The organism is Methylomonas sp. PHL2-19 (assembly GCF_059331595.1).
Window position 1 is genome coordinate 4559395 of the sequence record NZ_CP196839.1, and the last position, 15477, is coordinate 4574871.

At 53.5% G+C, this 15477-nt stretch carries 11 protein-coding genes; 3 read left to right on the top strand and 8 right to left on the bottom strand.

The window, feature by feature from the left end:
• Window positions 1-46 precede the first annotated feature (46 nt).
• The 3 genes from ACR02O_RS21000 to ACR02O_RS21010 all read left to right on the top strand — a co-directional run bounded on the left by ACR02O_RS21000 (window position 47) and on the right by ACR02O_RS21010 (window position 5034).
• A complete protein-coding gene (locus ACR02O_RS21000; RefSeq protein WP_494522353.1) occupies window positions 47-1795 on the top strand; it encodes a DVUA0089 family protein in 1749 nt (582 codons plus the stop codon).
• A 97-nt stretch (window positions 1796-1892) separates the two neighbouring features.
• Complete coding sequence (locus ACR02O_RS21005; protein WP_494522354.1) at window positions 1893-2705, top strand: alpha/beta fold hydrolase; 813 nt, start codon at window positions 1893-1895, stop codon at window positions 2703-2705.
• A gap of 67 nt (window positions 2706-2772) precedes the next feature.
• Window positions 2773-5034 carry a caspase family protein gene (locus tag ACR02O_RS21010; RefSeq protein WP_101051765.1) on the top strand — a complete coding sequence of 754 codons (2262 nt, stop codon included), beginning with the start codon at window positions 2773-2775 and terminating at the stop codon, window positions 5032-5034.
• A 1151-nt stretch (window positions 5035-6185) separates the two neighbouring features.
• Here the strand turns inward: ACR02O_RS21010 and ACR02O_RS21015 are convergent.
• From ACR02O_RS21015 to ACR02O_RS21050, 8 genes are all read right to left on the bottom strand, one after another.
• Complete coding sequence (locus tag ACR02O_RS21015; RefSeq protein ID WP_494522355.1) at window positions 6186-7559, bottom strand: hypothetical protein; 1374 nt, start codon at window positions 7557-7559, stop codon at window positions 6186-6188.
• A gap of 667 nt (window positions 7560-8226) precedes the next feature.
• On the bottom strand, window positions 8227-8976 hold the full coding sequence (locus tag ACR02O_RS21020) for a PEP-CTERM/exosortase system-associated acyltransferase (RefSeq protein ID WP_458138224.1): 750 nt from the start codon (window positions 8974-8976) through the stop codon (window positions 8227-8229).
• Between the two features lie 375 nt (window positions 8977-9351).
• The gene (locus tag ACR02O_RS21025; RefSeq protein ID WP_458138225.1) at window positions 9352-10305 is read right to left on the bottom strand and encodes a glycosyltransferase family 2 protein; all 954 of its coding nucleotides are present in this window, start codon (window positions 10303-10305) and stop codon (window positions 9352-9354) included.
• Window positions 10298-11500: a glycosyltransferase family 4 protein gene (locus ACR02O_RS21030; protein WP_494522356.1), complete on the bottom strand. Its 1203-nt coding sequence runs from the start codon at window positions 11498-11500 to the stop codon at window positions 10298-10300. The genes ACR02O_RS21025 and ACR02O_RS21030 overlap by 8 nt, the downstream gene beginning before the upstream one ends.
• 22 nt (window positions 11501-11522) lie before the next feature.
• Window positions 11523-12392 (bottom strand): glycosyltransferase family 2 protein, encoded by an 870-nt coding sequence (locus ACR02O_RS21035; RefSeq protein ID WP_458138227.1) that lies wholly within the window; start codon window positions 12390-12392, stop codon window positions 11523-11525.
• The gene (locus tag ACR02O_RS21040; protein WP_458138228.1) at window positions 12389-13180 is read right to left on the bottom strand and encodes a glycosyltransferase family 2 protein; all 792 of its coding nucleotides are present in this window, start codon (window positions 13178-13180) and stop codon (window positions 12389-12391) included. The genes ACR02O_RS21035 and ACR02O_RS21040 overlap by 4 nt, the downstream gene beginning before the upstream one ends.
• Window positions 13181-13183: 3 nt before the next feature.
• Window positions 13184-14128, bottom strand: coding sequence for a class I SAM-dependent methyltransferase (locus ACR02O_RS21045; protein ID WP_494522357.1), 945 nt, complete (start codon window positions 14126-14128; stop codon window positions 13184-13186).
• 20 nt (window positions 14129-14148) lie between these two features.
• Window positions 14149-15468 carry a lipopolysaccharide biosynthesis protein gene (locus ACR02O_RS21050; RefSeq protein WP_494522358.1) on the bottom strand — a complete coding sequence of 440 codons (1320 nt, stop codon included), beginning with the start codon at window positions 15466-15468 and terminating at the stop codon, window positions 14149-14151.
• Window positions 15469-15477 lie beyond the last annotated feature (9 nt).

A 15477-nucleotide genomic window follows, 5' to 3' on the forward strand; every position in this document is an offset into this window, starting at 1 on the left:
ACATGCATCTATAATAAGTTGCAAAAATTATTTGGAATAAATGCTCATGAAATCACTGTTTTTTTTTGAACTATTCTGCTCTAAAACCGCTGTTGCGCGATTAAGCAAACGGCAATCCCTAACCGCAGGCTCGTTAGTGACGTTGCTGCTGGCGTCGCCACTCGCGGCAGGCGTGGAATTCGCGAGCGGCACATTCAATCTAACCGGCTCCGGGGCCGGATCGGTGGGCTACCTGCCCTTCTCGCTATCACAAACCACACTGGTCGATATTGCCACCAGCGGCCCCACAACGGACCCCTATATTTTCCTGCTGAGCGGCACCGGCAATTTTACCAGCCTCTCCGTACTCACTCAGAACGACGACGGTTGCAACCAGATAGACTGCGGCGCGGCGGGCGTTTCTCCGAATTTTAACTCGCTGATTAACGACTACCCCTTGAGCCCCGGCAGCTATACTGTCGCGTTGGCAAACTACCCGTTTGCATCAACCGACGCTATCGCGGGTTCCAATATAAACAGCGACACGGGCAATGTGTTACTGATAGTCGGCGACTCGGGACTGATCATTCCCGGCACCGGCACCGGCTCGGGCAGTGCGAGATTGATTAGCTATGCCGGCAGCGGCGGCGCGGTCATTTCCCAATCGCAAATTATCGAATCAACCTCCAACGCCAGCGCGACCTCTCTGGCAATTAATAGCTTGTGCGCATCGCCCACCAGCAGTGCTGTTATCAGCGACTGCGCCAGAATCGCCGGCCTGGGCGCGGCTGCCAAAGCCGATGTTATCGATCAAATCACCCCTGAAGAGATCAATACGATTGCAGCCACCACGGTTGCCACTTCGCGAGCGAATTTCAGCAGCGTGATGGACCGCATCGCCACCTTGCGCGCCGGCAATGCGGGCGGCATCAACCTGGGCGGTACCAAAATCGGCGGCGGCAGCGGCGATGAACTACCGGAAATATTTCAACGCCTGGGCCTATACGGCAATATCGACGGCAGTTTTGGTAGCCGGAACCGCACTGCCAACGAACAGGGTTACAGCTTCGACAATCAAGGTGTCACAGTCGGTGCGGATTATGCGTTCACCGATAATTTTTTTGTGGGGGTGGCCTTTAATAACGCTCACAACAAAGCCGATTTCAGCAATCGCGCCGGCCAGCTTTATACCGCAGCCTATACCGGCTCGCTATACAGCACTTTGAATATTCAGGATTTCTATATCGACGCGCTGGCCAGTGTCGGCGGCATCGATTACGAATCCGAGCGGGCAATGAGCTTTTTCAACACCTCGGCAAAAGGCAGCACCTCGGGCATGCAGTATGCCTCCAGCTTGGGCGCGGGTTATAACTACCACATCGACAAGGTAGTGGTCGGACCTTATATCGGTTTCGACTACGCCAAAACGGAAGTGGACGGCTACCGCGAAACAGGTGGCTCCAGCTTCGGCACCAGCTACGGCAAACAAAACATAGAATCCATGCTGACCAAAGCCGGCGCCAGGGCTTCGTATGCGTGGAGCCTGCCTTGGGGCGTGATCGTGCCGCAAGTCAATGCTGAATGGGTACATGAATCCAGCTATAACGCCCAAGTCAGCGTCGTGCGCTTCGTGCAAAACAATGCCGGCTTTAACATCCGCTCCGACAATCCGGACCGCGATTTCATGCAACTGGGATTTAACGTGGCCGGCCAATTTGCCGACGGCATATCCGCTTTCGTAGCCTACAATACCATCATCGACCGGGCAAACGTGTCAAACCACGCCTTTTCCAGCGGCTTGCGGCTGTCGTTTTAAACAACCTGGCAAACGGTCGATTGCCGGACGACCAAGCCTCCTGACCACGCTGCATGCCCCGCATGCAGCGTGGTCTATTCTAAATCGCCTGTAACTGATGCCTGTCAAGCGGCTACATTTGCTGATTAAACTGAGTCTGCTGCTTTTCCTGGCAGCTTGCAGTACCCCGGCCATGCGCCTACATGAGCAAGCCACGGCATTCGGCTTTCAGGCCTTGGAGTCGGAAGCCGCAGGATTCAAACTAACATCCTTTACCCATTTGCCGCCATCAGCCGGTAAACGCCTGCATGTTTATCTCGAAGGTGACGGCCGCCCTTGGGAACGTGGACTGTTTCCAGCCTCTGACCCCACTACCCGCACAGCTACCGTTCTGTCATTAATGGCTTCCGACCCGAAGCCGGCTTTATACCTGGGACGGCCATGCTACAACGGCCACGCCAGCGACCCCGGCTGCTCGCAAAGCTTGTGGACCGGCGCCCGCTATAGCGAGCGCGTGGTAGCGGCTATGACCCAAGCACTAACAGAATTCTGCACGCTAAACGGTTACACCGAAGTGATGTTGATCGGCCACAGCGGCGGCGGCACGTTGGCACTACTGATAGCCGAGCGTTTGCCGCAAGCAGTCGCCGTGGTGACGCTGGCGGGGAATTACGACATCGATATTTGGGCCGATCATCACCGCTACCAGCATTTGCATGACTCTCTAAACCCCGCTAAGCGCGTCGGCAAACCCGGCATCGCGGAATGGCATCTGCTGGGCCAGCGCGATAACAACATTCCCCCGGCATTATTCCAACAAACCCTGCAGCAACGCCCAAACAGCCACGTACAAATCGTCGATGCCGATCACGGCCATGGCTGGCAAGCCATTTGGCCGCAGATGCTAAAACGTCTGGACCACCCGCCCTAGCCATTTGCGGGGTAGCGGATTTCTGCTATGGTTGCCGGATAAAATCAATCATTCGAGGCGGCACACCATGGCGACACAAAGAGTATTGAACCGTACGCTGGCATTGGCAATTGGCGGCATTTTAATGTCCGCCTGCGCCCGCGATGTCAGCCAGGAAGAAATGGCTAAAGCCACCGAAGGCTATATCGTGGCCGACACCAGCAAACTGTTTGTCGTCGATTGCCTACTGCCCGGACAGGTACGCAAGCTAGGCTCGCAGATGACTTATCTCAGCGCCCGCCGCCCCATCCGCACCACCGCCGCCGATTGTGAAGTCCGCGGCGGCGAATATGTCGCTTACGACCGCGCCAACTACGCCAGCGCCTTAAATATCTGGCTACCCAAAGCCCAGGAAGGCGATGCCGCCGCCCAACTGTATGTCGGCGAGATTTTCGAAAAAGGCCTGGGTACGCCAGCCGACTACAAAGCCGCCGCGCAGTGGTACGAAAAAGCCGCCAATCAAGGTAACTCGCAAGCACAATTGAACTTGGGCCATCTTTACGAAAAAGGTCTGGGCGTTACCGAAGACAAGGAAACCGCGCTGCGTTGGTATCGCAAATCGGCCGGCCTGGAAGACGCCGGCATCCAGTTCGCGCCCGCCGTCAATGCCCAAGCCATCGCCAATAGCGAAGAATTGGCCACCTTGCGCAGCGAAGTAGCCGAGTCCCGCCGGGAAGCGGAGCAACTTCGCGAGCAACTGCAAAGCACCCGCCAGCAAACCCTGGATCAGCAAGAGAGTTTGCGTAAGGCTCAAGACGAGTTGGAAGCCTTGCGTAACAAACTGCAACAACAAAAATCCACCACGCCCGGCGGCTCCAGCGACATCGAATCGCTGGAAAAACAGTTGCGCGAAAAGGAAAGCCAATTAAAAGACCAACAAGCCAAATTGGGTAGTTTGACACAATCTCTCAGCCAGGAAAGGCAACGCATGAAACGCGAACTGGAAGCGGCGCGCCAGCAAAGCCCCAGCGCGAAAGCCGTTGAAAGCAAAACCAACGACATCGAAAACAAGCTCAACGAAAAAATCGAAACCTATCAAAAACAATCGGCGGAACTGACCGGCTGGCTGACCTCACAGGACAAACTGGACAGAAATCAAATAGATTTGCGCAAACAAGCCTTGCAACAGCAAGCCAAAGAAATTGCCGCACTGAAAGAAAAACTGCAACAACAAGCATCCAACGTGGTGGCTTCGGGCAACGGTCCGAATATCGAATTACTGGAACCCGCCGTCACCGTGACCAGGGGTATTCCCAGCATTCAATTTGGCTTGGGCGAGAGCAGCAAACGCATCGTCGGCAAAATCGACGCGGCGACCGGCCTGAGCCGCTTGCTGTTGAACGACAAAGCGATAAAAGTCGATGCCAACGGCCGTTTTGAAACCGACGTGAGTTTGAAAGGCGACGAAACCTTGGTGCGCATCGTCGCTACCGACAAACGCAATCAAAGCAGCGATTTAAGCCTGCGCTTGCTGGCTTCCGGCAATGCGGCAGAGGCAGTGTTTCCGAGCAGCAACGGCAGCGAATTGAAACGCTCCGGCGATATTCAATTCGGCAAATTCTACGCCATCATCATCGGCAATAACGAGTACGGCGCTTATCCGTCACTAAAAACACCCATCGCCGACGCGAAAAGCCTGGAACTGTTGTTACGTGAGCGCTACGGGTTTAAAACCAAATTGCTGATCAATGCCAATCGCCACACGATCATGTCGGCGTTTAACGAACTGAATCAAAAACTCACCGAACAGGATAATTTGCTGGTTTATTACGCCGGCCACGGCGAGATCGACAAGAAAAGTCAGACCGCCTATTGGCTCCCGGTCGATTCGGAAACCGGCAATAGCGCCAACTGGATTTCCAGCCAAAGCATCACGGAATTTTTGAGCATCATGCCGGCCAAGCACATTATGGTGGTAGCCGATTCCTGCTATTCCGGCGCATTGACCGGCTCGGCAGTAGCCAAACTGCCGGAAGGCATGGACGACGCCAAGCGCGAACGCTGGTTAAAAGCCATGAACAGCCGCAAAGCCCGCACCGTATTGACATCCGGCGGCGTTAAGCCCGTTATGGACCAGGGCGGCGGCGATCACTCCGTGTTTGCCAATGCATTTTTGAAAGTCCTGCGCGGCAACAAACGCATCATCGAAGACTACGACATCTTCCGGGATGTGGCCAATCAAGTACGTGCGTCGGCAGCGCGCGGCGGTTTCGAACAAATGCCGCAATACGCCCCCTTGCAGCACGCCGGCCACGAAGGCAGCCCGTTCTTTTTTGTGCCGGAAGTTTAGGCGGATTGCTTATCCCGATTGAAAACCGCCATCTGTTCCGATGGCGTATCGGGGCCCCAATTCGATAGGGCGGCGGCTGAACACTACAAGGTCTTTGGAAAGAGGCGAATTGTCTCTGATCGACCCTAAGACGTCATTAAATCATCATTGCCAAACGGCTGAAAATATGGAGAAAGCGGCCATTTAATTCCAACTTAACAGGTAGCTTGGCGGTAGGAATGTGGACCTATGCCAAAATTTACATGGCCTGGATGAAAGAGTAGACTTTGAACGTGAAACTTTCCAAGGAAGCATTGGAGCGAGAAGACCGAGAGTTCGATCAGCCTTGAATATCAACGTATTCACATGACTGAAAAGACCGTCCGAATGCTGGGTGGAATTCCCACTAACAATGAACACCACAATGTACCCATAGCACTTCAAACCAAGGAGGTAACTATGAAGAAAGCCAGATTTAAGTTTGTAGCAAGTTGGGCTTTTGTACTATCGGTTTTCGTTGGCGCTGGAGGGGCACAGCACGTCTGTGCTCGATCCAATGCTTCTTTTATCGTTTGATTTGGTCAAGCTAACTTTCTGTTAGAGTGGAATAAGGCCTAGCCCGGTAGGGTGGACACGGTTTTTGTGCCCACGCGGTTAAAGGACTTTTGTGTTTGTGTCGCTAACGCGACAACTGATTTCAATGTCGGGTCTCGGCCCGACAGCCGAGTAACTTTTCTTTGTTTGGCCAAAGAAAAGTCACCAAAAGAAAAGCCACCCGAATGCCGCTTATTCCCTGCGCTCCTCGCTTTTGAACGGGGTTGCCGAAAGGGGCTTCCTGCCCCTTCGGCAACGCGATGCATTCATGCATCGCCCCTACGGGCTGATCCGTTCAAAAGCTCCGGTGCTCGGCGCGGCATACGGGGGAAACCATCCCGATTTTCGGTAGTTTGCGAATGGACGTAGATACCCTGTTCAAAAACAAAGCCATTAAAAACTACAGCTAACCACACCCTACGCCTGCTTTTAGCCGGTTGCCGCCCACAGTGGGTTTCGATTGGAGTACCTGCTGTTTAGAAACAGGAATTGGTGGCAGATTTAATTGGAATACACAGACAGATTAAACAGCCGGACAAACAACGCCCGCCCGGCTGATGTTTAAACAGCGGAAACTATCATTTCCACTTTTTAAGCAGCCCTTTTAGCCCGGCAGGTTTGGCGGGTTCGACTGCGGCGGCAACTGTTTCGGCAATCGGCTCGGGCTCCGCTACCGGTTCAGGCTCAACGGCGGGCTCTGCCGCTTTTTTACCGAACAAACCTTTCAGCTTTCCGCCAACGCCGGCAGCCGGTTCTTTGATCGCTTCTGCGGCATTTTCCGCGATTTCCACCACATTTTCCTTAAGTTCAGCGGCCGCCTCCACGACAGGTGTGGCGACTTCTTCCAACTCTTCCTGGATGGCCTCGGCCGCGACTTCTGTTTGTGTACCCAGTTTCTGATCCAACTTAGCCATTTGCTGCATCGTGTTGTTCAACATTTGCTTGAACTTGCCGAAACTGCCACTTTTCTCGGCCAATTTATCGACGGATGACTGTTTTGCCGGTGCCGGCTCGGCAACCACTGGTTTGGGCTTATCCACAACCGGCGCAACTTCGCGCTCGACCGGCTTTGGCGGCTCGACAGGTGCCTGAACCACGACAGGTTCAGCAACAACAGCCGGGGCAGGCTGGATAACTGCGGGCGCTTCGTTGATAACAACTTTTGGCTCCGGTTGAGATACCGGCTGCGAGTAAGCAGGGGCTGGTGTCGCCGAATGTTTGGCCGAGTCGGCGTAACGCGCCAGTTCGGCTTGATGTTTGGCTTGGGCCTCCGCCAGTAGTTTTTCCGCGCTGGCTTGTTCGCGCTCGCGCAGAATTTTTTGCTCTTCCACCGCCAATTCCAGTTTATTCAACTGTTCGGTTTGCGATTCCAAACGTAATTGGAGCGGCCCCAATAGCGCATCTTTTTCAGCAACTTTGGAAGTTTCCGCCCACAGCGCCAGTTGCAGCTCGGTTTTGCCTTGTTGTTCGGCTTTAAAGCGCTCGGTAATTTGCGCGGTGAGCGCGAAATATCGTGACCACAGATCAGTCGATTGCAGATCGTTGGCGGCCGGTAAGGCCGGCTCGGTCAATTCGAAACTGGTGGCCAAGGTTTTGACGCTGTCGATCACCTGCCGATTTGCCTGTACCAGTTTTTCTTCCAGACCGGCTGCACGTTGCGTTTCGTTATCAGCAACGGCTTTGGCAGCTTCCAACTGCTCGGTATTGGCAGTCAATTGCTCTTGCAAGGCTTGCTGTTGCTGTTGCGCCGCCTCCAAATCAGCTTGTAAGGCAAGGCGCGCTTTTAAATTGATGGCATTGGTTTTTTTTAAAAAATAAATCCTGATGCTGTAAAACATCGCCGTCAGCAACCACACGGCAAGCGCTAAAGCGCCGGCATATTCCTGGTTTTCCAGCGTAAATCGATACCAATCCGACAGTATGCTTTGAATCATGGGCAAATAAGCTTCCATAAATAATCCTGGCTAATATAGTTTTTATAATAATGACGTAGGCTTCCGACCCGGAACAGCAGATAGCTAAGCTGAGACAGGCGAAAGCCAGTATATCAGTTTGACTCTGCAACTTTACCGTAAGCTGCTGGAATAGGACAGAAAAACGCCCACCCAAAAACGGCTGCACACCGTCTGCAACGGGTGGCCGGCAGCCTCGGCAAATTCAAAATGGATTGTTTACGTGCGGGCTGTATGTTATGGAGATTCCCGGTACGGCTTGCCCTGAGGCATCAAGCTTTCGGTTTGAGGCGCGTGGTTCTTTTGGGCTGGCGCTAATTAAACAGCTCAAGCCTGCTCGGTCTGGCGTTAGGACCTGAGAGCGTAAAGGCTTAACGACGAGCCGCGACGTAATGGTTTTCAGAAGAAGGAAGTTTTCGGGAATGAGCTGCGCGGGGGTTTAAACAATGCCGACACGCCCGCACTGCGTCTGCCGCATGACTTAGGGCTGTTTTCACGCTATGGTCTGGCATCAGTACCGACACTAGCGGCTTACTCCAATCCGGCAGCCGCACCGCCCAGATTTAATAGATCGCCAGCGCAAACCGGGCTTTTTTTGGATGCGATAAAGTTGCCCTGCAAACCGCTCCTTAGTATCTGAAACTGGGCATGATCGCGCGCAGATACTTTAAGCTCTTTGCCGCTTAGCCACCGATTGCTCTAACAGTTCTGAATATTTGCGGTAATCCAACTGATAGTCTTTTTGCCACAAAGGATTGGCAAGAATATGCTCAACATCCAATGCATAAGGAATACGCTGACCGCGATGGTCGCAGGCGCCGCCTACCTGTTGCATTTCAAACCCCTCTTTCTTAACCGCGTAAGCCAAAGACGGCGTTACCAATATGTACCACTGTTTAATATCGTTCCGCGCCGAGTAGACAACCGCCGCCCGATACAAACCCCACATTATGCTGCGAGTCTGATTTTTAATGGTATGCAGATAACGAATGTTACCGCTGTCCTTGGCAACTTGCTCAGCGTCTTGCTCCTGTTGCGGGAAAGCCCTCGGGGCAAAGCGTCTGGCTTCTCTCAATACGCAGAGGCGGGATATTTCTATGGATTGTTGGTATTGCTGATCGGTTATAGGCTGATCGGGAACGCACTTGGCTTCGAAAGGGAAAACGGCTTGGTTCTGATAAACCAAGCGTAACGCGCCCAGCCACTGCCCGGTGTATCGGTGCCGAACCATGAAATGCACGGAATGGCGGTCCCATTCGTCAAACTCCATTTGTTCCGGAAAATTTTCTTTGTCCTCATACCCCATTTCGTCGCAATAAACTTGGTATCTGAGGTTGTAATGAATGCGTTTGCTTTCAGGCGTGTCAGCTAAAAAAACCTCAAAACAACTATCAAATGAATGCTTTTCAGAAATCAAGATGAAACTCCATAACGTAATTAATCAAATTCCCTAAACATCCGGGCACTACTCTTCAAACTCAAAGAATTGATAACAACTGTTGCTGTTATCCCCGCTCTATCGGTGAAAGACCCTATCGGCCTTTTGCACATCCAACCTTGTATTTTTTTCCGAATTTTTGCTGAACCATACCGGCGCGACGCCTACGTACAATTAACAAAAAAAACCGGTTCTGACCGGAAAAACACAATGTTGGTTAGGAATCTACAGAGTCAAGATGAAGAAAAACTGTAATTTAGATTAGGATAAGATGAAGATTGGATTAATTTTAGAACCAGTTTTGCCGTTATTCCGCGGAAATACTGGCTTAGTCGTCATGAGGAAATCATCGATTTACGATCTGCCGTTAAGGCTATTTTCAGAAATAGCGCCCGCCCAATAAGCTTTATGCAAACTAAAGCGTCTGTTCAAGCTCTGCGGCATTCTAGCGTGCATCCCCCCGCCCATTTTATAGCCCAGCCATTTCAGACCGGTGCGCAAACACGCCGAAGGCAGCAGCCAGGGCGCATTTTTCAATAGATACTTCAACTCCGACACGACAAAACGCCGGCCTTCGCCGGAAGCACCGCCAAAGGTCTGCTGCAACCAAGGCGTATGGGCGTGAAAAACGCCAATATCGAAATAGCGCTTAAATTCGTCGGCAAATCCGTAATCGTGGGAATGAAACACAGCGGCATCGCCGCAATAAGCCACCTTCCAGCCGTTTAGCAACATCTTGCCGACCACAAAAGTATCTTCGTTCATGATGGTATTCAACGGAAACCCGCCAACGCCCATCAACGCGCTGCGCCGGTACGCGGCAAACGAATTGGAAATAAACGCCGTCTTGATGCCGAATTGCGCCTTATCTTGCAAACTGCGCAACTGACTTTGCGGCGGATAATTGAATAAACGGGCATGCGCGCCGATTGGCGCGGCGTTGCAATGGGGCAATTGCCGGCCGTAAGCTGCGCCGACACTGTCGTCTGTAAACGCTGCCAGTAAGTTTTCGATGGCATCGGGGGCCGCCAGCAAGGCATCCTGAGTCAAAAACACCAGAATATCGGCATCCGCCAGCCGGTTCACGCCAAATTGCCGGGTGCCGCCATGATTAAACTCGGACTTGGCTATCACTTGCACCTCAAAACCCGCGTCGCGAGCCAAAGCCACCGTATGGTCGGCGGATGAGGAATCTATCAGCAGCAAATAATCCGGCTTCACGGTTTGTGCGGCAAAGGCTTGTAACCACGATTCCCAAAGTTCGCCGGCATTCAGAGTCGGCACGATCAGACCCACTTTTTTATTCATAAGACGAACCTTCTATTAAGGACTGCGGCAATTTAACGTGATCGGCTTTTGTCATCACTTTCCAGACTTTATCGCCTAATTTAACCGGGTCCAGCTGCTGTTCGACATATTCGCGGCTACGCAGCGCCATGTCTTGCCAAGTCGCTTGAGTCACCACTTGCGTTTGCCGTAGCACCGCACAAACCGAAGCCTCATTGCGCTCGAACACCAAACCTGCGCCATAGATTGCCAAGTGATCCCAAGCCAAACCTTTCGCGACCAACACCGGCCGGCCGGCTGCCATGGCCTCCGCAACCACATTGCCAAAATTTTCGCGCATACCGCCGGTTTCCTCCAGACCGGACGGCAACACCAGGAAATGACTGTCGGCCAACAACTGCTTCACTTCGGCAACCGGCAAATAGCCTTTATAACTGATAGCACCGCCAGCCTTCGCCAGCAAAGCCTGAAATTCTTCAAAATAAGCCCCATCGACACTGCGGCCGGCGACCACCAAACGGTCATTTGGCCGGCGCGTTTTTAACCAGGCCCGGATAAACGCATTGATGCCTTTTTCTTGCTGCACGTGCCCCAGAAAACACAATTGGGTGCCCTCGCCTTGCGGATAGCCGGCGACTTGAAACTCGCGACTGTCGATGCCGTTCGGCACCAATAAAACCTTGGCGTCCGGCCCCAACACGTCGGTGACGCCCGCCGCTTCGGTATCACTGGTGCAATGCACCGCAATGGCCCGGCGCAGGGTCGGAAAAGTCAACCACTTGTAAAACAACCATTTATGCGGCTTTTGCCGACGAATCAGCGCCACATGTTCCGGCATCAAGCCGCCGTGTACCGCCACCATAAACGGCCGGCGCAGCAATACGCAAAACATTGCCGCCAGCGTGGAAGGCCACGTAGCAATGCCGTGGATATAGATCCGGGGTGCCTGCCAACAGAGCTTGAAAATCTTTGCAACGGCGCCCAAACCAAAGCCCCAGCGTCGAAAGCCGTAACACCGGTACAGCCTGACATCGACTTGCTTGCCCAGCTTGACATCCTCGGCGCGCAAGCGACCGTCTATCGACTCGTCGGCGGCGACCAGCGCCATGTTGTGGCCGCGCTCCACCCAGGCCTTGGTCAACACGCCACTGGTCACCGATACCCCACCATAGCCTTTGGCCGGAGGCACATGGGTCGTGACAATACCTACATCCATTTCATTTCTCCCGAAACAGTCTTTAAATACATTTTTCCGATTTGCCGTAGGTCAAAAACCCACGCCAGATCCCGACCAAGTTGTAAAACGAATACGCCAGTTTTTGCGGATTGAAGGTGAGCAGCGCCAAGGCCATTTTCAACACCGGCGCGACCATCATCTTGCGCACGATGTAATACCAAATGAACGCATCGTGCTGATTGGTAAACTTGCGGATATACGCGCCGATGCCGGTGGAATACATCAACATCCTGGCCGTACCAAGTGTGTAATGGTCCTTGTTGGCGTGAAAAATCTTGATCTCGGGCGTGTAAAACGCATTGCCGCCGGCGCGCAGCAAGCGGTACAGCAGCTCAAAACCTTCCGCCCCCGAATATTTGGAACCGATGCCAAAATCGTGATCCAGATGAAACTGCTGCCTATCGACCCGTTGCAGATCAAAAAACTGAGTAAACTCCACGCCCATCATCCGAAAGCGATTGAAATAGCCGGCTTTGTGGCTATTCACGCCGATGCTGAACCGGGTCGCGGAAAAGTCGTAGGAACCGGCCACCAGAATGGCCATATCTGCGCGCTGCTTAAATTCCGCGACCACTTTTTCCAACACATCCTGGTCATAGGCACAATCGTCGTCGGGAAAGGCGACGATGCGGCCTTGCGCCAAACCGATACCGTAATCCCTGGCCCGGGCGTTGCCGGTGAATTGCACTTTGACATGCTTGATGTCCATCAACGCTCGGTAAGAGTCCAAAATGGCGTCAATCTTGCCGTCGCGATTTTGATCGATAACAATCAGCTCGAAGTTTTTATAGGTCTGAAACAGCAGCGATTTCAAAAAGTCCAAGACTTCCGCGTCCCTGCCCAAAGTTGCCAACACCAACGAAATTTTCATACCGCACTCCTTGCCCAGTTACCGGCTTTTGCTTGCAAATAAATCGTGGCTTCGTACCAAGTAAACATCAGCGCAAACTCCAACCCTGCCGCACCGTCCAAAAAACCGCCACGCAGCAGGTAGTGATAACAAAACCGCGCCAGTATTCGCAGCCAGGAGCGTCCCAGCAATACGCTCAAGCGGCCGCGCGTGGTCATCACCGCGCCGGCGGTGGGTTGCAATTGCACTTCCTGCGCAGCCTTACCGACGTGCTTGTGCATCCACTCGATAATTTCGCCGTGGTAAAAATAATGCTCGTAAGGAATATCGGAATAGCCTATCCGGCAGCTATCCAACACCGCTTCGCCATGCCCGGTGTGGTTGCGTACAAACCGGGTAGTCTCGCGGCGCACCAGTCGGGGGTGATAAATGGGATAACCGGGCGCATGGTTCAAGCGTTTGCCACGCAGATACAACACCGAAGGCACCATCAACACGTCGATAATGTGAGTTTCGGACAATTTGGCCTCAAACCAGTCGTAAAAGGCCTGCGGATAAATTTCGTCGGCATCGACGAACAAAATCCACGGCGTGTCTATGCCGCATTGACGAATCGCGAAATTGCGTTGCTCTGCAAAACCCGGCCAGGGATTACGATGAATCGCACAGCCCCGCTCTTGGGCAATTGTTAGCGTGTTATCGGTACTGCCGGAGTCGACAATCGCGATGGGGTAGCGTTCGGGGATACCGGCCAAACAGCGCGGCAGATTGGCTTCCTCGTTTTGGGTCAGAATAACGACGGTCAACATGGCTTATTGCTTCACCGCGTACACGTTCAGGTAAATGCCCAAACCCAAGGTATCCATTAACGCCGCAAACGGTATCTGCGCATACTTCACCAAGGTGTCGGCCAGCTTGGCCAGGCTGCCGGTCAGGCCCAAGCGCCTGGATAGCGCGTTGTACTGAATCCGGGTGACTTGCTCGGTTTTAACCACCCGCAAGCCGTGACGCTCCAACAAACTTTTCAGACCTTTTTCGGTAAAGTAATTGACGTGTTCCGGCACCCACAAGCAGGCGTTCTCCTTGGTACCCAGCAGTTTGACCAAAAACGACGCATAGTTAGGCACCGCACAGGCCAGCACGCCGCCGCTCTCCAGCAGATCGGCCACTTTAGAAATAGTGCGGTCCGGTTCGAGTATGTGTTCCAACACTTGCGACATCACCACGACTCCAAATACCTGCTCGGGCTGATACTGCTCGAACATGATGGGCAAGGGTTCGTCGCCGTTTAAGTCCTGGAACACCCGGTTTTCATACTGGCCGGGATTGATGCTGACGGTGCGATAACCCAACAAGCGCAGGGCGCGGGTATAAAAGCCAAACCCGGAACCAATGTCCAAAGCCCGGTGATTGCCGGATTTGTTCAACTGGTCGGCTTGCAGCGCCATGCGCTTGGCATCCACGATGCAGTTAGGAAACGCCGCCTCGCGGCCCATCACTTCGTCCAGCGTAATCGCTTGCGTCAACGCCTGCCCGGAGTATTGATAGATGGCTTGCAACCATTGCCGATGCGGCGGTTGATTCAAAAATCCGGTACCACAACAGGCGCAGCGGTAAATCCGGAAGGCTTTTCTGCTGGCGCTATCGGTATACAGATAATCTTTTTCCCGCCAAAAACCGATTTTTTCCGCGCCGCAAGCTACGCAGGCGCGCAGCACTTCGCCATAGATTTCTGTTGTCATTGTTGCGTATGTCATCGTGTTCACCGTTGTCACTTTTAAGCATCCGCCGCGAGCGGTTGTTGTCTCAATGTTTGAATCGTTCCGGACTTGGCGCGGCGGTCGGCTTGCCAAGGCTTTGCCAAGATTGCCAATACCACAGCTTCGATGCCGAAATAAACCGGATTGGCCCAGGCCGCGCCGGGCAAACCGTATTGGCTGACCAGCACGGGAATAGTAATCGCCGCGGCTACCGCGCCGCACAAGCGTCCTTTCAACAAGGTTTTGGTATGTTTGTGCGCCAGCAGCGGTTGCGCCAGCGCCGTACCCAAGGCATGCAAAGCACAGCCCAGGGCCATCGCCGGCATTAAATCCACCGCAGCGTGATAGGATTTCGCCAACACCAAAGAAGCCACCCAATCCTTAGTTAGCAGTAACAGCAACAGGCCGAGCGCGCCCAAGGCTGCGACACTGGTTATCCAGACCCATAAAATCGAAAAGGCCTTTTGCAATTGCTGTGCGGAAAAAGCTTGAAAATAAGCGGGCTGAAAGGTACGGAGCAGCACCATCGCGCTACGGTTAAAGGCCTCGTTGACGATCATGTACGTTGCGGCATACAAGCCTACGTCGGCAGCAGTCAGCAAATAACCGATCACATAACGATCGCCCAGACCGTTGATCCAGAAAATCAATTCCATCGGAATCAGGGGCAAGGCATAGACCCAAACCTCGCGGCGAAAAGAGCGGCTGTCGGTCGCTGGCATCCTAACGGCATTGCGGCGCTTCAAAACGATCCAAACCAGATTGGATAGCAAACTGGCCAGGATGTACCCCAGCAACACCCATTCCGGATTGCCGCCCCACCACCAGACCAGCGCTATCGCCAAAGCGGGCCTGAGCACGCTGTCGCTGGTTTGCCAAAGACTAGCCAGGCGCTGTTTGCGCTCACCTATCGCCAACTGTATGCCCAGTTCGCGTTGTACCGTAATGGCCAACAACACGCCGGTCAGCAAAAACAACACGTTACTGGCATCGGCAAAATAGCCGTAGGCAAAACCGCCCAGCACCAGTAAGCCAATGGCCAACAGGGTGGCTTGCAGCGTCAAGCGGGCGACGGCAGCATGCAGACCAGTGCGCTGGCCGGCGGTTTCGCATTCCGGCACGATACGCATGCCGGCGCAGATAAACGGATAGGAAAACACCGCCACACCCAGCGCGACAAAGCCGTTCAATAAGGCCACTTGGCCGTAAACCGCCGGGCTAACCAGTTCGGTTAATAAGCGCGTACCCACTAGTAAGGCTAAGGCCGAGGCCGCCTGGCCGAACAAGGCCCAAAAGGCATCGCCAAATAATTTGCTCTGTTTCAATGTACCGAACATCACAGACTG